Origin of the sequence: Streptomyces sp. NPDC048434, from assembly GCF_043200375.1 — a bacterium.
Classification (GTDB): Bacteria; Actinomycetota; Actinomycetes; order Streptomycetales; family Streptomycetaceae; genus Streptomyces.
Map to the genome: position 1 here is coordinate 68458 of NZ_JBICXQ010000032.1, position 16514 is coordinate 84971.

Here is a 16514-nt window from a genome sequence, read left to right on the forward strand (position 1 = left end):
GCTTATGCCCTCATAGACACGAGGTCCCTGGTGGCGGCCGTTCGGGGCGACGACGCTGTTCCCATGGCAACCCTCGCGCAAGCACCTTCCCGCAGCACCGCCGCCACCGGCACCCGCGCACCCGGCTCCGCGGCCTCGGTCCGCCATCTCGGGCCGAACTGGTACGCCGCCGTCATGGGCACCGCGATCGTCGCCAACGCCGGCGCGGTCCTGCCGCTCACCGCACCCGGCCTGCATACCGCCTACCAGGTCGTCTGGGCCCTGTCGGCGCTGATGCTGCTGACGCTGCTGACCGCCCGAGCCGTGCACTGGGTCCGCCACGGCGACCAGGCGCGCCGCCATCTCCTCGACCCGGCCGTCGCCCCCTTCTACGGGTGCCTGGCGATGGCGCTGCTGGCGGTGGGCGGCGGCACGCTCGCCGTGGGCCGGGAGGTCATCGGCGAGCCGGCCGCGCTGGCCGTCGACGCCGTCCTGTGGACCCTGGGCACCCTCGTCGGCCTCACGTGCGCCGCGGCGATCCCGTACCTGATGGTGACCCGGCACCGTATCGAGACCGGCAGCGCCACTCCCGTCTGGCTCCTGCCGCTGGTCGCCCCCATGGTCTCGGCGGCGCTGGGCCCGGCCCTGGTGCCGCATCTGCCGGGCGGCCAGTGGCAGGCGGCCCTGCTGTTCGCCTGCTACGCCCTGTTCGGGATGTCCCTGCTGGCCACGCTGCTCGTCCTGCCGCTGATCCTGTCCCGGCTGATCCACCACGGCCCCCTCCCCCTGGCGCTCACCCCCACGCTGTTCCTCGTCCTGGGCCCCCTGGGGCAGTCCACCACCGCGCTGGCCAACCTCGCCCATGTCGCACCGGGCGTCGTGGACGCCTCCTCCGCACACGCCATGGGCGCCTTCGCGGTGCTCTACGGCATCCCGGTGATGGGCTTTGCCCTCCTCTGGCTGGCGCTCGCGACCGCGCTGGTGGTACGCGCCTTCCGCAACGGCATGGGTTTCGCGATGACCTGGTGGGGCTTCACCTTCCCCGTCGGGACATGCGTCACGGGCGCCGCGGGCCTGGCCCGCCGCACCGGCCTCGACGCCTTCGACTGGCTCGCGGTGGGTCTGTTCGCGCTCCTCGTGGCCGCCGTGGCGGTGGCCGGCACCCGGACCGCCGTCGGCCTGGCCCGCGGACGCCTGCCGGCGCCGCCCCGGCCGGTCACGGCGTAGCCGTCGCCCGCCTCCTCAGTGGGCCCCGACCAAGGACTGGGCCAGGACGTCCGGAGCACCCCCCAGCGACGGCCCGTACCAGGTCAGATACCGGCCGCTGACCAGCGCGGCGGGCAGGCCGGGGAACGCCTCGGGACCGTCCTCGGCGCTGAAGCGGTACGGCTCGTCGGGCAGCACCACCAGGTCGGCGGCGCAGGCGTGGAGGTCGTCGAGCGGGACACGGGGGTAGCGCTCGGCATGGTCCGCGTAGAGATTGCGCACGCCCAGGCGGGCCAGGACATCGCCGGCGAAGGTGTCCCGGCCCAGCACCATCCACGGGCGGCGCCAGACCGGCACCACCGCGGTCCGCTCCGCCGTCCGGGCCGGCAGCTCCCGCCAGGCGGCCTCGGCGGCGTCCAGCCAGCCGGGCCGGGCCAGCCCGCAGCCGTGTACGAGGACCCGCTCCAGCTCCCGGAACGCCTGCGGCAGGGTCCGTACTTCGGTGACCAGCACCGCGATCCCGGCGGCGCGCAACGCGGCGAGATCCGGCTCCCGGTTCTCCTCCTCGTTGGCGATCACGAGATCGGGGGCGAGGGCGGCGATCCGCTCCGTGTCGGGGTTCTTGGTGCCGCCGACACGCACCACATCGAGTCCGGCCGGCTCGCTGCACCAGTCGGTGGCCCCCACCAGCAGGCCGGGCGCGGTGCGGGCGACCGCCTCGGTCAGTGAGGGCACGAGCGAGACCACGCGGCGTGGCGGAGTGCGGCTCATCATGGTGCCAGCGTACGCAATTCGCCGTCGGCGACGGGTGGTGATGCACCATCGGACAATAGCGGCGGAAGTCCTCGCGTCCTTAGGGTGACGGTGAGTTGATCAAGCATCCGCAAGGGAGAACAGAGGGATTTTCTGCATGCACAGCCACCGCCGAAAGGGCACTCTCCTCAGCGTGTTGGCCACGGGCTTCGCGCTCGTTTCGCCTTTGGCTCTCAGTGCGCCGGCGCATGCCGCGCCGGTCAAGGGATTTCATTCCAAGTCGGACGGCACGGGCTGCCCGACCGCCGATGACACGGCGTTCATCTACGTCAAGGGCGCCGCGAAATTCCGGGTCAGCTGGCGGGTACCCAGCGGGAAAGTGCACACCCAGGAGTACTGGAACGACCCCGCCGGTATCTCGTCCAAGGCCATTCCGACCTGGCGGCACCAGATCTTCTGGAAAGTGACATCGGTCTGGGGCACGAAGAAGAACCTGGTCAAGGTGTACGGATTCTGCAGCGAGAAGGGAAACCGGTGACCCTCCGCACGAAGAAGAAGTTCACTGCGGTGCTGGCCGCCGCCGGTGCCACGCTGCTCCTCGCCCCGGGCGCCGCGCACGCCACCGAGAAGGAAGGCGGCTACAAGCGCTGCGGCAAGGGCCAGGAAGTCATCATCACGTCCAAGGCCGTCGGCCACATCGTGCACAAGTTCAAGATCCCGGGTAAGGGACACCACGTCTACACCCAGGATTTCGGCCGCAAGAGCTATCTGCTCTCGGACCGGCCCACCCCGACCGGACTGCGTTCGGTGAAATACCGGATCTATGCGCTGGACGTGCCGGGAAAGTTCGACGGGGCCAAAGTCCAGAGCTTCAAGCTGCTGTGCCGCACGTTCTGAGGAATGTCCCACCACACCGCTGATCCGTACGCACCGCATGGCGCACCGCGGGCCGGAAACAGCCGGGCCCCGCCACCGAAGTCCGGTGGCGGGGCCCGCCGTCGCGAAGTGGGTGCCGATAAGGCTTACTTCACGGGTGCCATCTTGTCGACGATGCCCGGATGGGCATCGATCCACTTCTGAACACCCTTGTCCTCGTTGCCCTTGCCGGCCGCCTGAATATCCTTCTCCAGGCTGCCGAGCTCATCGGAGTTCATCTTCCAGTTCTTCAACCAGCCGTTGAACTCCGGGAATTTCTTCGGGAAGCTCTTGTTGCCGATCGTCTTGATCTGGTTGTTGGCGCCCCACGTACCCTGCGGGTCCTTGAGCTTGGTGAGGTGGTACTTGCTGTACGCCCAGTGCGGGGACCAGAGGACCACCGCGATGGGCTCCTTCTGCGCGTAGGCCCGCTCCAGCTCGGTGAGCATGGCGCTGGTGCCGGCCTCGGTGACGTCGAAGCCGCCCAGACCGTACGCGGGAGACACCACGCTCTTGAGGCGCTTCATCTCGCCGGTGCCCGGCTCGATTCCGATGATCTTCCCGTCGAAGGTGTCCTTGTGCTTGCGCAGATCGTCGAGGGTCTTCACGCCCTTGACGTAGGACGGTACGGCGATCTCCAGTGAGGTCTTGTCGTACCAGGCGCCGACATCGACAAGATCGTCTTTGTACTTGTCCCAGTACTGCTTCTGCGCCACCGGAAGCCAGGCGTCGGTTTCGACGTCGATCTGCCCCGTCGACAAGCCGGTCCACATCGGGCCGACATCGAGGTTCTGCATCTTCGGCCGGTAGCCCCGCTTCTCCAGAATGTTCTTCCAGAGGTAGGTGGTGGCAATGCCCTCGTCCCACGCCGGGTAGCCCATGGACGGGGCCTTGCCCGCGTCCTTGCCCTTGGCGTAGTGGGCCTTGGCGGACGGCGCCAGCTTGTTGACCATGCCGGGGTGCTGCTTGAGCCAGGCGCGCACGCCCTCCTGCTCATGCCCCGTACCGGCGTTCTTGACCTCGCTCTCCAGGCTGGTGAGCTGCTTCTCGTCCAGATGGAACTTCTTCATCCAGGCGGCGACCTGCGGCTCGTCATGGGAGAAGCCCTTGCGGCCCAGCATGTGCAGGCTGTCCCCGGAGCCGAAGGAGCCCTTGGGGTCCTTGAGCTTGGTCAGCTTGTACTTGTCGTAGGCCCAGTGCGGCGACCACAGGGTGACGGCGATCGGCTTCTTGTCGTGGATCGAGCGGTCCAGCTCGGTGAGCATGGACGAGGTGCTCGACTCCACGACCTTGTACTCGCCGCCCAGGCCGTAATCCTTGAGGACCTTGTCCTTGAGGATCTTCATCTCGCCCGCGCCCGGCTCGATGCCGACGATCTTGCCGTCGAACGTGCCGCCCTTGCCCTTGAGGTCGTCCAGGGTCTTGACGTCCTTCATGTAGGACGGGACCGCGATCTCCAGGGAGGTCTTGTCGTACCAGGCGCCCAGGTCCTCGAGCTTGTCCTTGTACTTCTTCCAGTACTCCGCGTGGGTCGTCGGCAGCCAGGCGTTGGTCTGCACGTCGATGTCACCACGGGCCTGGCCGGTGAAGAGCGGGCCGGCGTCCAGGGCCTGGGCCCTGGGCTTGTATCCGCGCTGTTCGAGGATCTCCTTCCACAGGAACGTGGTGGACTTGCCCTCGTCCCAGTTGACGTAACCGAGGCTGATCGGCCGCCCGTTGCCGTCGCTGCCCCCCGTGCCGCTGCCGCTGTCCTTGCCGAAGACACTCAGCCCGCCGGCGACCAGCGCGAGCACAACCACGGCGACCGTCGCCAGGGAAGTGGCGGGCTTCCAGTGGAGGAACTTCAGACCGCCGAGCGCGGCCTGCGCCTTCGCCAGCGCGCGCCGGCCGAGCGGGGAGACCCGCTGGTTGAGCGCGCTGGTCATCCGGTCCAGGTACACCGCGAGGATGACGACCGCGAGACCGCCCTCCGCGCCCAGCTTCACATCGACCGAGCTGAGCGAGAGGTAGACGGTGCCGCCGAGACCGGCGCCGCCGACCATGCCGGCGATGACGACCATGGACAGCGCCAGCATGATGACCTGGTTGATACCGGCCATGATCGTCGGCAGGGCGAGCGGCAGCTGTACGCGGAAGAGCGTGCGCCGTGGGTGCGTACCGAACGCGTCGGCGGCCTCGACCAGTTCACCGTCGACCTGCCGGATGCCCAGTTCGGTCATGCGGACCGCGGGCGGCATGGAGAAGACGATGGTCGACACGATGCCGGGCACGGCGCCCAGGCCGAAGAAGAGGATGCCCGGGATCAGGTAGACCATCGCGGGCATCGTCTGCATCAGGTCCAGAACCGGACGCACCGCTCCGCTGACGGCGCGGCTGCGGGCCGCCCAGATACCCAGGGGTACGGCGACCGCGATCGTGATGATGCAGGCCACGAGCACCAGCGAGAGCGACTGCATGGTCTGGTGCCACTGCTCGATCGAATCGACCAGCGCGAAGCCGATGAACGTCAGCAGGGCGGCCGGCAGACCCCGCAGCCACCAGGCGATCACCGCGAAGATGCCCGTCAGGAGCAGCGGCGCGGGACCGGAGAGGACCGTCAGGATGGCGTCGTAGAAACCGCCCAGCACGGTCGTGACGAAGTGGAAGAGCCACTCGGCGTGGTCCCGCAGCCATTCGACCAGGCTGTCGGCCCAACTGCCTATCGGAATCCTAGGCACCGGCGCTCACCTTGTCCTCGGGGTCGTTGTCGCCCGTGTTCCCGGAGGTGGGCACGGATGTCTTGTCCGCCGGGGTCGCGTCCGCGGGTATCGCGTCGCCGGTCCCGTCCTGGCCGGGGACGGCCGGCGTCGGGCTCTCCTCCGCGGATTCACCGAGGACGGCGAGCAGCCGCTCGGCCGTGACGGCACCGACCAGACCGCCCTTGTCATCGATCACGGCGACCGGAACGGTGCTGGCCGAACAGGGCGTGAACAGCTCGACGAGCGGGGTGTCCACACCGACCGTCGCAGGTGCGGCGGCCCGGAACTCCGCCGCGGTGGCGAGCTTGTCGCCCTCCGGCGTCGTGGCGCCGAGCACGGTCCCGACCTCGGCCATGATCGCGCCCGCGGTCAGCACCCGGGAACGGTCCACGTCCTGGGTGAAGGAGGCGACATAGTCATTGGCCGGTGTGACGAGGATGTCCTCGGCGCTGCCGATCTGCACGATCCGGCCGTCGCGCATCACGGCGATCCGGTCGCCGAGCCGCATGGCCTCGTTCAGGTCGTGGGTGATGAAGACGATGGTCTTCTTCAGCGACTTCTGCAGCTCCAGCAGCTGGTCCTGCATATCGCGGCGGATCAGCGGGTCGAGCGCGCTGAAGGACTCGTCCATCAGCAGCAGATCGGCGTTGGTGGCCAGCGCACGGGCCAGGCCCACGCGCTGCTGCATACCGCCGGACAGCTCGTCGGGCCAGGACTTCTCCCAGCCCTTGAGGCCGGTGAGTTCGAGCGCTTCGGTGGCGCGCGCGATGCGCTCGGCACGCGGTACGCCCTGCACTTCGAGGCCGTAGGCGGCGTTCTCCAGGACGCTCCGGTGCGGGAAGAGCGCGAAGTGCTGGAAGACCATGGAGATCTTCTCGGAGCGGACCTTGCGCAGTTCCCTGTCGCTGAGCGAGGTGAGGTCCTGGCCGTCGATGCGGACGGTTCCCGAGGTCGGCTCCAGCAGCCCGTTGAGCGTGCGCAGCAGCGTGGACTTGCCCGATCCGGAGAGACCCATGACGACGAATATCTGGCCCTCATCCACCTCGATCGAAGCATCGATCACCGCAGCGGTGGTGCCTTCGGTCCGCAGCTCCTCCCGGCTTGCGCCGGCTTCGAGCCTGCGGACCGCGTCCTCGGGTCGTCTGCCGAACACTTTGTACAGGTGCTCGGCTTGCAGCCTGGACACATATGCCTCTCTTGTCGATCGAGTGACGACCTGCCACCCCCGTAGCCAGGTCGTGGAGCGGCACGGGTTCCGCCCGCCTTTACCGGTCGAATAGTTGAATCCCGACCGGGTCCACTCCGGATGCGCGCCTGCCCTTCTTTATCTGGCTCAAACAATGCAGTGATCCAGCTCACATCCGCGTGACGTATGGGGCATACGGCAAGATGCGGGATGTGACTCGACGCCTGATGCTCCTCGACACCGCCTCTCTCTACTTCCGCGCCTATTTCGGAGTACCGGAATCAGTCAGGGCTCCGGACGGCACCCCGGTGAACGCGGTACGCGGCCTGCTGGACTTCATCGCCCGGCTCGTCCAGGACCACCACCCCGATGACCTGGTCGCCTGCATGGACTTCGACTGGCGCCCCCAGTGGCGGGTCGATCTGATCCCCTCCTACAAGGCGCACCGGGTCGCCGAGGAGGCCCCGTCGGGCTCCGCGGAGCCCGACGAGGAGGAGATCCCCGACACCCTCTCGCCGCAGGTCCCGGTCATCGAGGACGTCCTGGACGCCCTGGGCATCGCCCGTATCGGGGCGGCCGACTACGAGGCCGACGACGTCATCGGCACCCTGACCGCTCAGGCGAAGGGCCCGGTGGACATCGTCACCGGCGACCGCGACCTCTTCCAGCTCGTCGACGACCGGCGCGGCATCCGCATCCTGTATCCGCTCAAGGGCGTCGGCACCCTCCAGATCACCGACGAGGCGCTGTTGCGCGAGAAGTACGGCGTGGACGGCCCCGGTTACGCCGATCTGGCACTGCTGCGCGGCGACCCCAGCGACGGCCTGCCCGGCGTACCGGGGATCGGCGAGAAGACCGCGGCCAAACTCCTGGCCGGCTACGGCGATCTGGCGGGCATCATGGCCGCCGCCGAGGACCCCGCCTCGAAGGTGACCCCCGCTCAGCGCAAGCGGCTGCTGGAGGCGCGCCCCTATGTCGCGATCGCGCCGAAGGTCGTGAAGGTGGCCACCGACGTGCCCGTCCCCGCCCTCGACCATGCCGTGCCGGCCGAACCGGCCGACCCCGAGCGCCTGGAAGCACTGGCCGCCCAATGGGGCCTCGGCGGCGCCCTGCAGCGCCTGCTCCTCACCCTCCGCCGATGACCTGTTAAGTTAGGTATACCTAACAAATATCGCATCAGGGGAGATCGCCGTGGCAGCAGAGCGTCCGTCCCGCAAGAAGCCCACCCTGCACCTCGCCCGGGTAGAGCGCACCGAGCAACTCACCCCGCACATGGTCCGTGTGGTGCTGGGCGGTGAAGGGCTGGCGGAGTTCACGGTGGGCGAGTACTCCGACCATTACGTCAAGCTGGTCTTTCCGCTGCCCGGCGTGCGCTACCCCGAGCCGTTCGACATCACGCAGATCCGCGCCGAGTTCCCGCGCGACCAGTGGCCCAGAACCCGTACGTACACCGTCCGCGCCTGGGATGCCGAAACCCGCGAGCTGAGCGTGGACTTCGTGGTGCACGGCGACAAGGGCCTGGCCGGTCCGTGGGCAGCCGCGGCGAAGCCGGGCGACGAGATCCGCTTCCTCGGCCCCGGCGGCGCGTACGTCCCGGAGGCCGGCGCCGACTGGCATCTGCTGGCGGGCGACGAGAGCGCGCTGCCGGCCATCGCGGCCTCCCTGGCCCGGATACCCGCGGGCGTGCCGGTGCACGCCTTCATCGAGGTGGCGGGCCCGGAGGAGCGCCAGGAACTGGACGTACCGGCCGGCGCCGAGATCAGCTGGCTGTACCGCGGCGCCACACCGGTCGGCCGCGAACTGGCCGCCGCCGTACGGGCGCTGGAGTTCCCGGCCGGCCAGGTCCAGGCGTTCGTGCACGGTGAGGCCGGCTTTGTGAAGGAGCTGCGCCGCCTGCTCCGCGTCGAGCGCGAGATCCCCCGCGAGGCACTGTCCATCTCCGGCTACTGGCGCACCGGTCACGACGAGGACGGCTGGCAGGCCGCCAAGCGCGACTGGAACCAGCAGGTCGAGGCGGAGCAGGAGTCCGCGACAGCGGCGGCCTCCTGACCCGGCCACCTCCGGGCCGACACCACGGCCACCGCCCGACGGACGGATTCCCCTGCCCCCACCGCCGGCCATGTCGGCGGATCCTCTCCACCGCCTTCCGCCCCGCCGCCGCGCCGCCTCCCGGTGCGGAGGCGGGGCGGTCGGCCGATCACCCCTCCCCCGCGCCGGGCCCGTGCCCGGCGCTTCGTCGTTTCCGGGGCGCCCCGACCGGCCCGGCCCCCTCACGCGCCACGCCCCGCCGCCTCCGGTGCCCCGGCAAGCCCCCACCGACATCCACACCGACAACATTTTCAATCCTTGACAAGAAAGTTTTTCGGTCGCACTCTGAGGGGGTGATGGATGTAGCAGTGATCGACGACCCGGCCGCCGCCGGAGTCTCGCTGGATCCGGTGCGGGCGCGGCTGCTGGCCCTGCTCACCGCGCCGGGTTCGGCGACGACGCTGGCCGCGCAGGCCGGACTGTCCCGGCAGAAGGTCAACTACCACCTGCGGGCCCTGGAGCGGCACGGTCTGGTCGAGCTGGTCGAGGAGCGCCGCAAGGGCAATGTCATGGAGCGGATCGTGCAGGCGACGGCCGCGTCCTATGTGATCTCACCCGCCGCGCTGGCCGACGTCGCGCCCGACCCCGACCGGGCGCCGGACCAGCTCTCCGCCCGGTGGCTGCTGGCTCTCGCGGCTCGGCTGGTGCGCGAGGTGGGTGAGCTCATCAAGCGCTCGACGAAGGCCGAGCAGCGGCTGGCGACCTTCGCCATCGACGGCGAGATCCGGTTCGCCTCCGCCGCCGACCGGGCCGCGTTCGCCGAAGAGCTCGGCGCCACCGTGAACCACCTCGTCGCCAAATACCACGACGAAAAGGCGGCGGGCGGACGGAAGCACCGCCTGATCGTCGCCCTGCACCCCAGCATCACCCGCCCCGCCGACGAGCCCGGCCCGGCCGCCGCGCCCGGCCCCACCGCACCCACCGAGGAGTAGTCATGCCCAGAGAGTTCGAGCTTCGCCGGGAGGTCGTGCTGCCGGCCGCCCCCGAAGAAGTCTTCGCGGCCGTCACCACCGGCACGGGCGGGTGGATGTTCCCCACGGAGAAGGTCTCCGGCATCGGGGGCAGCGGCCCGGACGACTCCCCGGTCACCGCCTGGGAGCCGCCGCACCGTTTCGCGGTCCGTGTGGAGGGTGAGGACGGCTGGTTCAACGCGCTGGAGTACCTCATCGAGGCCCGCGAAGGCGGCACCGCCGTACTCCGTTACGTCCACAGCGGCGTGATGAGCGACGACGACTGGGACGGCCAGTACGACGGTGCCTCGCTGCACACCGACTTCTATCTGCACACCCTCGGGCAGTACCTCCGGTACTTCAGCGGCCGTCCCGCGGCCTTCGCCGACATCCAGGGCCCGTCGGCGTCGCTCACCCACGACGGGTTCGAGGTGCTGCTGCGCGCCCTGGGCGTCACGGCCACGATGGCGGCGGGCGACCGGCTGCGCGTCGAACTGCCGGGCGTGGACCCGCTGGACGCGGTCATCGACTACCGCACCGAGCACTTCCTCGGCCTGCGGACCGAGGAGGGCGGGCTGTACCGCTTCTTCGGCCGCAACGCCTTCAAGGCACCGGTCGGCATCTCGCTCCATCTGTTCGACGGCACCGGCGACGGCGAGAAGGCGGGACAGGCGTGGCGGAGCTGGCTGGACGGGGTCTATGCGACGGACAGCACCGGCTGACGGGCCGCGCACCGGGCGCCGGGCCGGGTGACGCGCGCGCAAGCAGAAGACGCACGTTCACCGAAGAACGGCGGGCGGCGTGGCCGGCGCACCTGGACCGGGATCGCCACGCCGCCCCGGGGGGCCGCCGCGGGGCTACGGCGTATGACAGACCGCCTCGATGTTGTTGCCGTCGGGGTCACGGACGAAGGCCCCGTAGTACGACGCGTGGTATTCGGGCCACAAGCGTGGCGCGTGCAGGGACTCGGCGCCGGCCGCAACGGCGGCGGCATGGAAGGCGTCGACGGCCGGGCGGCCGGCAGCGGCGAAGGCGAGGTGCACCTCGCGGGCCGGGCCGTCCTCGGTGGCAGGGACGAGCCAGAGGGTGTGCCCGGTGGCGCCGAAGCTGACGAACTCGCCGAACTCCTTGGTCCGTTCGCCCCCGAGCGGGGCGAGGACACGGTCGTAGAAGTCCGCGCTCGCCGCGACATTGCTGACCTGGATCGCGATGTGATCAATCATGCCGTCAGCGTTTCACCGGCCCTGGGAGCCTGTCGCGGCGTTTTCCGCCGGGGACGACACCGGCCGGCTCAGTCGTGGTGGAAGACCTCCCGCATCGGTGTCCACCACTCCCCCGGTACGGCGCCCGCGGTCTGCTCCTGACAGGGGTCGGTGAGCTGCCACCACCGCCGTGTCACGGGGTCGGCGGCCATCCTCGCCATGTCGGCGGCGTAGTCCTCACCGACGTACTCGGCATACGAGAACAGCACCTCGCCCTCAAGGAAGATCGAGTAGTTGCGGAGATGGCAGGCGCTGATCATCTCCAGCACCTCCGGCCAGACCTCCGCATGCAGCCGCAGATACTCCGCACGGTGTTCCGGGCGCAGCTTGATGAGCTTTCCCAGGCGCCGCACCGGGGCGGCGCCCTCGTCGCTTGTCGCAGGCATGGCGGCATCCTCCCCCACCGCCCCGGCCACCGCACCCAGGTCGTCCGAACCGCCGTGAACTCATCGCGCCGCGACAGGAATTGGTTGACGGCACATACATCTACCTGTTCCACTGAGCTCATGCGTCCTCAGCAGCGGCTGGTCACCCGTGACCACATCGACTTCGGTCGGGTGTGGTCGGCCTCCTGTTGCCGCTGACTTCTTCGTAGCGCAGCACCCCCTCCCGTACGGCGATTCCGTACGCCCGCATGCCCCACGCGCATGCCCATGAGCGCACGACCTACGAGAAGACGAGGCCCTACCCATGCCTGTCGAGTTCCTCGGCATTGCCGCGACCAATGACGGTTCCGAAGTCACCCCCCGCTCCGGGGCGTCCTTCGACAAGGACTACACGCTGAAACTGGCCCGGGCCCACGAGGAGTACGGCTGGGACCGGGTGCTGTTCGCCTACGGTTCCGGCTCCCCCGATCCCTCCCCGGCCGCCGCCTATGTCGCGGCCCGCACCGAGACCCTGCAGATCCTGGTGGCGCACCGCCCCAACGTCTCGTATCCCACGTACGCCGCGAAGACCTTCGCGACGCTGGACCGGATCAGCGACGGGCGCCTCGCGGTGCACTTCATCACCGGCGGCAACGACCACGAGCAGGGCCGCGAGGGCGACAGGCTCACCAAGGACGAGCGCTACGACCGCACCCGCGAATACATCCGCCTCATCAAGAAGATCTGGACCACCCACGAGCCCTTCGACCACGAGGGCACCCACTACCGCTTCCATGACTTCGTCTCGGACACCTTCCCCGTCCAACAGCCGCACCCGCAGGTGTCGTTCGGGGGTTCCTCGGCGGCGGCGTACGCGGCGGGCGGCGCCGAGGCGGACATCTACTGCCTGTGGGGCGAGCCGCTGGCGCAGACCGCCGAACAGATCGCCTCGGTGCGGGCCGCGGCGCAGGCGGCGGGCCGCAGCGAACTGCCCAGGATCCAGGTCGCGTTCCGGCCGATCATCGCGCCCACGGAGGAGTTGGCCTGGGAGAAGGCTCATCGCACCCTGGAGCGGATCAAGGCCCGCAAGGCGGGCGGCACGCTCAGCCGCCGGCACCCGCTGACGAACCCGCAGAACGCCGGTTCGCAGCGGCTGCTCGCGGTGGCCGCCGAGGGCGAGCGGCACGACCGGGCGCTGTGGACCCCGACCGCAGCGGAGACCGGCGGCGCGGGCAACTCCACCGCCCTGGTCGGCACGCCGGAGACCGTGGCGCGGGCCCTGCTCGACTACTACGACCTGGGCGTGGACATCCTCTCCGCACGCGGCTACGACCTGCTCGACGACGCCATCGACTTCGGCCGGTATGTCATCCCGCTCGTACGCGAGGAAGTCGCCAAGCGCGACGCGGAGCGGGCGGCCACCGACGGCCGGCAGGCGTCGTAACGTCCCTCCGGCGACAGCAGTCGGCGCCGCACCCCGCCGAAAGGGGGGTGCGGCGCCGTTGCACTGCCAGGGCCGGTCCCGGCCCTGGGGCTCAGCGCACCGACGAATACGCCACCACGCCGCGCAGCACACCGTCCACGGCCTTGCGGGCCGTACGCGCCACCGTGCCACCGGGCGGGGCCGCCGCCGCGATCTGGCCGAGGACGTCGATCAGCTGCTTGCACCAGCGGACGAAGTCACCGGCCGGCATCTCCGCCTCCCTGAGCACCTCGTCGAGGCTGAAGCCGGAGGCCCAGCGGTACGCGGCCCAGGCGAAGCCGAGGTCCGGCTCGCGCTGGCCGACGCCTTCCGCCTGGTTGATCCTGTGGTCCTCCTCCAGGGCATCCAGACGGCCCCAGATGCGGACCATCTCGCCCAGCGCGTCCCTGGCCTTGCCGGCCGGCAGCTTGGGAGCCACCGCATCGTCCGCCTGCCGTGCCTCGTACACCAGCGCCGAGGCACAGGCCGCCAGCTCCGCCGGGCCGAGGCCCTCCCAGACGCCCTCGCGCAGGCACTCGCTCGCCAGCAGATCCAGCTCGCCGTAGAGGCGGGCCAGCCGGCGGCCCTCGTCGGTGACCGTGTCGCCTTCGAGGTAGTCCAGCTCGGTCAGCAGGGCGCAGATCCGGTCGAAGGTACGGGCGATGGTGTTCGTCCGGCCCTCGATCCGGCGCTCCAACTGGCGGGTGTCGCGCTGCAGCCGGTGGTAGCGCTCGGCCCAGCGGGCGTGATCCTCGCGCTCGTCACAGCCATGACAGGGATGCGCCCGGATCTCCGTACGCAGCCGGGCGATCTCCCGGTCGTCGGCCGCCACCGAACGGGGCTTGCGATGCCGCGACGGCACGGCATGGCCGGCCTTCGTCCGCAGCGCGGACGCCAGATCGCGGCGCGACTGCGGGCTGCGGGCGTTGAAGGACTTGGGGATCCGCATCCGGTCCAGCGCCTCGACCGGCACCGGGAAGTCGATCGAGGCCAGCCGCTTGACCTGCCGCTCGGCGGTCAGCACCAACGGCCGGGGGCCGTCCTGCGCGTCGAAGCCGCGATGGCCGTTCGTCCGTCCCGAGGGCATACCCGGGTCGAGCACCAGCGCGAGGCCCGCGTACTTGCCGGTCGGCACATGGATGACGTCACCGGGCTTCAGCTTCTCCAGCGCCGTCGCTGCCGCCACCCGCCGCTGTGCCGCGCCCTGCTTGGCCAGCTCCGTCTCACGCTCCTTCAACTCCCGCCGCAGCCCGGAGTACTCCTCGAAGTCGCCGAGGTGACAGGTCATCGACTCGCGGTAGCCCTCGAGCCCCTCCTCGTTCTTCTGTACCTGCCGCGAGATCCCGACCACCGACTTGTCGGCCTGGAACTGCGCGAAGGACATTTCCAGCAGCTCCCGCGAGCGGTGCCTGCCGAACTGCGAGACGAGGTTGACCGCCATGTTGTACGACGGCTTGAAGGAGGACCGCAGCGGATACGTACGTGTCCCGGCGAGCCCGGCCAGCGCGCCCGGGTTCATCCCCCGCTGCCACAGGACCACCGCATGGCCCTCGACGTCGATCCCGCGGCGCCCGGCACGGCCGGTCAGCTGGGTGTACTCGCCGGGCGTGATGTCGGCGTGCTGCTCGCCGTTCCACTTCACGAGCTTTTCCAACACCACGGACCGCGCGGGCATGTTGATGCCCAGGGCCAGCGTCTCGGTGGCGAAGACGGCCTTGACCAGCCCCTTCACGAACAGCTCCTCGACGACCTCCTTGAACGTCGGCAGCATGCCGGCGTGGTGCGCCGCGATGCCTCGCTCCAGGCCCTCCAACCACTCGTAGTAGCCCAGCACATGGAGGTCGTCGTCCGCGATTCCGGCCGTCCGCGCCTCCACTATGCGACGGACCTCCTCGCGGCCCTCCTGGTCATTGAGCCGCAGGCCCGAATACAGGCACTGCTGGACGGCGGACTCACAGCCGGCGCGGCTGAAGATGAAGGTGATCGCGGGCAGCAGGCCCTCGTTGTCGAGGCGGTCGATGACCTCGGGACGGCTCGGCGTCCAGATCCGGGCACGCTGGCGCCGCTCACGCTCGCGGTCCGCCTCGCGCGGATTGCGGCCACGGCGCTTGTCCCGGCCGAACGTCGGCCGGCTGTTCTCCATCCGCGCCAGCCGCTCCAGATCGGGATTGACCTCGCGGCGGCCGCCGCTCTGGCCGTCCCGCTCCTCGAACAGGTCGTATATCCGGCGGCCCGCGAGGACGTGCTGCCACAACGGCACCGGCCGGTGCTCGGAGACGATCACGGCCGTGTCGCCACGGACCGTGTCCAGCCAGTCACCGAACTCCTCGGCGTTGGAAACCGTCGCCGACAGCGAGACCAGCGTCACCGACTCGGGGAGATGGATGATCACCTCTTCCCAGACGGCGCCACGGAAGCGGTCGGAGAGGTAGTGCACCTCGTCCATGACCACATAGCCGAGGCCGGCCAGCGACCGGGAGCCGGCATAAAGCATGTTCCGCAGCACTTCGGTGGTCATCACGACCACCGGAGCCTCGGAGTTGACGCTGTTGTCGCCGGTCAGCAGACCGACCTTCTCGGCGCCGTAACGCTTGACCAGGTCCTGGTACTTCTGGTTGGACAGCGCCTTGATGGGCGTGGTGTAGAAGCATTTTCGGCCCTGCTCCAGGGCCAGGTGGACGGCGAATTCGCCGACGATCGTCTTTCCGGATCCGGTGGGGGCCGCGACCAGCACGCCCTTGCCGGCCTCCAGGGCCTGGCACGCCTCGACCTGGAACTGATCCAGACCAAAGTCGTACATTTCCCGGAAAGGGGCGAGTGCGGTGGCCTGCTCGGCCGCCCGGAGCTTGGCGGCGGCATAGCGCTCAGCAGGGGACATGTCCTCGGTCATCGTGTCTACGAGCCTACCGGCCGCCTCTGACAACGACCCGATCTTTATGTCGGCCCGTTACCGAGTGGGCCCCACCGAGCCGCACACTGCCACGTTGGTCCGGACCGGGGCGGATGCTTCGCGGCAGGAGCCGATGCGGGTGCTTCGCGGCAGGAGCCGATGCATGGTGTGCCGCCGGGGCTGTTGCGGCTGCGGAGTGTGTAGCTGGGGCGGGGCGAGGCCGTCGCTTCACGGTCGGGGCTGGTGCACGTTGCCGGTGGCCGGGGCCGGGGCAAAGTCGCTTCGCGGCGGCGGCTGGTGCACGTTGCCGGTGGCCGGGGCCGGGCGCCCAGTCATCGTGAGTGGTGGGTCGGAGGGGACGCCCGGTAACCCGTCCTCGGCGCGGGCGGCTCTGGTCCATAGGAAAGGAGCCCCGGCGTTCGCTCCGGTCCTGCGGGCGGGTCACCGGACATCCCCTCCAACCGCCGCACGTTGGCGGCCCTCCCGCCGTACCCATGACCGTCACAACCCCCATCGGCAGGTCCTGGCAGGAACCGGCCAGACGCCGCGCCCGGGAGCCGCCAGCCGCGCAGACCATCCCCACCCCGGGCTTGGGCCGGCCGGGGTCTGGCAGAGCACTGGGCGATGGCCGGACTCGACCCGCACCAGGACGTGTCAGGGCACTGGCCGGGCAGGAGGGACCGCAACCCCAGGTAGGGAACACGGCCGGCCCGGGCACGG

At 69.9% G+C, this 16514-nt stretch carries 14 protein-coding genes; 8 read left to right on the forward strand and 6 right to left on the reverse strand.

Annotated elements, in window-relative coordinates; genetic code table 11:
* Window positions 1–63 precede the first annotated feature (63 nt).
* Window positions 64–1206: a TDT family transporter gene (locus ACGFWI_RS31835; RefSeq protein ID WP_393909507.1), complete on the forward strand. Its 1143-nt coding sequence runs from the start codon at window positions 64–66 to the stop codon at window positions 1204–1206.
* 15 nt (window positions 1207–1221) lie between these two features.
* On the opposite strand, the gene ACGFWI_RS31840 is transcribed toward ACGFWI_RS31835, so the two are convergent.
* Window positions 1222–1959 carry a helical backbone metal receptor gene (locus ACGFWI_RS31840; RefSeq protein ID WP_393909508.1) on the reverse strand — a complete coding sequence of 246 codons (738 nt, stop codon included), beginning with the start codon at window positions 1957–1959 and terminating at the stop codon, window positions 1222–1224.
* A gap of 136 nt (window positions 1960–2095) precedes the next feature.
* Between ACGFWI_RS31840 and ACGFWI_RS31845 the strand changes: the two genes are divergently transcribed.
* Window positions 2096–2476, forward strand: a complete 381-nt coding sequence (locus ACGFWI_RS31845) for a hypothetical protein (RefSeq protein ID WP_393909509.1) — start codon at window positions 2096–2098, stop codon at window positions 2474–2476.
* Window positions 2473–2835, forward strand: coding sequence for a hypothetical protein (locus ACGFWI_RS31850; protein ID WP_393909510.1), 363 nt, complete (start codon window positions 2473–2475; stop codon window positions 2833–2835). Before ACGFWI_RS31845 ends, ACGFWI_RS31850 begins: the two co-directional genes overlap by 4 nt.
* Window positions 2836–2960: 125 nt before the next feature.
* Here ACGFWI_RS31850 and ACGFWI_RS31855 read toward each other — a convergent pair whose 3' ends face one another.
* Both ACGFWI_RS31855 and ACGFWI_RS31860 read right to left on the reverse strand, forming a co-directional pair.
* Window positions 2961–5570, reverse strand: a complete 2610-nt coding sequence (locus ACGFWI_RS31855; RefSeq protein ID WP_393909511.1) for an ABC transporter permease/substrate binding protein — start codon at window positions 5568–5570, stop codon at window positions 2961–2963.
* Window positions 5563–6777 (reverse strand): glycine betaine/L-proline ABC transporter ATP-binding protein, encoded by a 1215-nt coding sequence (locus ACGFWI_RS31860; RefSeq protein ID WP_393909512.1) that lies wholly within the window; start codon window positions 6775–6777, stop codon window positions 5563–5565. The genes ACGFWI_RS31855 and ACGFWI_RS31860 overlap by 8 nt, the downstream gene beginning before the upstream one ends.
* Before the next feature lie 227 nt (window positions 6778–7004).
* Between ACGFWI_RS31860 and ACGFWI_RS31865 the strand changes: the two genes are divergently transcribed.
* From ACGFWI_RS31865 to ACGFWI_RS31880, 4 genes are all read left to right on the forward strand, one after another.
* A complete protein-coding gene (locus tag ACGFWI_RS31865; protein ID WP_393909544.1) occupies window positions 7005–7919 on the forward strand; it encodes a 5'-3' exonuclease H3TH domain-containing protein in 915 nt (304 codons plus the stop codon).
* 49 nt (window positions 7920–7968) lie between these two features.
* Window positions 7969–8826, forward strand: coding sequence for a siderophore-interacting protein (locus ACGFWI_RS31870; RefSeq protein WP_393909513.1), 858 nt, complete (start codon window positions 7969–7971; stop codon window positions 8824–8826).
* Between the two features lie 332 nt (window positions 8827–9158).
* Window positions 9159–9797 carry an ArsR/SmtB family transcription factor gene (locus tag ACGFWI_RS31875; protein ID WP_393909514.1) on the forward strand — a complete coding sequence of 213 codons (639 nt, stop codon included), beginning with the start codon at window positions 9159–9161 and terminating at the stop codon, window positions 9795–9797.
* Between the two features lie 2 nt (window positions 9798–9799).
* Window positions 9800–10537, forward strand: a complete 738-nt coding sequence (locus ACGFWI_RS31880) for an SRPBCC domain-containing protein (protein ID WP_393909515.1) — start codon at window positions 9800–9802, stop codon at window positions 10535–10537.
* Window positions 10538–10672: 135 nt separating this feature from the next.
* Here the strand turns inward: ACGFWI_RS31880 and ACGFWI_RS31885 are convergent, their stop codons facing one another.
* Complete coding sequence (locus tag ACGFWI_RS31885) at window positions 10673–11038, reverse strand: VOC family protein (protein ID WP_393909516.1); 366 nt, start codon at window positions 11036–11038, stop codon at window positions 10673–10675.
* A 68-nt stretch (window positions 11039–11106) separates the two neighbouring features.
* Window positions 11107–11463, reverse strand: a complete 357-nt coding sequence (locus ACGFWI_RS31890) for an L-rhamnose mutarotase (RefSeq protein WP_393909517.1) — start codon at window positions 11461–11463, stop codon at window positions 11107–11109.
* Between the two features lie 304 nt (window positions 11464–11767).
* On the opposite strand from ACGFWI_RS31890, the gene ACGFWI_RS31895 reads away from it, so the two are divergent.
* Complete coding sequence (locus ACGFWI_RS31895; protein WP_393909518.1) at window positions 11768–12886, forward strand: LLM class flavin-dependent oxidoreductase; 1119 nt, start codon at window positions 11768–11770, stop codon at window positions 12884–12886.
* 91 nt (window positions 12887–12977) lie between these two features.
* Here ACGFWI_RS31895 and ACGFWI_RS31900 read toward each other — a convergent pair whose 3' ends face one another.
* The gene (locus tag ACGFWI_RS31900) at window positions 12978–15794 is read right to left on the reverse strand and encodes a DEAD/DEAH box helicase (RefSeq protein WP_393909519.1); all 2817 of its coding nucleotides are present in this window, start codon (window positions 15792–15794) and stop codon (window positions 12978–12980) included.
* Window positions 15795–16514: the final 720 nt, after the last annotated feature.

Coding starts and splice junctions, on each gene's coding strand:
- ACGFWI_RS31835 (WP_393909507.1), top strand. CDS start 64: ATGGCAACCCTCGCGCAAGCACCTTCCCGCAGCACCGCCGCCACCGGC.
- ACGFWI_RS31840 (WP_393909508.1), bottom strand. CDS start 1,959: ATGATGAGCCGCACTCCGCCACGCCGCGTGGTCTCGCTCGTGCCCTCA.
- ACGFWI_RS31845 (WP_393909509.1), top strand. CDS start 2,096: ATGCACAGCCACCGCCGAAAGGGCACTCTCCTCAGCGTGTTGGCCACG.
- ACGFWI_RS31865 (WP_393909544.1), top strand. CDS start 7,005: ATGCTCCTCGACACCGCCTCTCTCTACTTCCGCGCCTATTTCGGAGTA.
- ACGFWI_RS31880 (WP_393909515.1), top strand. CDS start 9,800: ATGCCCAGAGAGTTCGAGCTTCGCCGGGAGGTCGTGCTGCCGGCCGCC.
- ACGFWI_RS31885 (WP_393909516.1), bottom strand. CDS start 11,038: ATGATTGATCACATCGCGATCCAGGTCAGCAATGTCGCGGCGAGCGCG.
- ACGFWI_RS31890 (WP_393909517.1), bottom strand. CDS start 11,463: ATGCCTGCGACAAGCGACGAGGGCGCCGCCCCGGTGCGGCGCCTGGGA.
- ACGFWI_RS31895 (WP_393909518.1), top strand. CDS start 11,768: ATGCCTGTCGAGTTCCTCGGCATTGCCGCGACCAATGACGGTTCCGAA.
- ACGFWI_RS31900 (WP_393909519.1), bottom strand. CDS start 15,794: ATGACCGAGGACATGTCCCCTGCTGAGCGCTATGCCGCCGCCAAGCTC.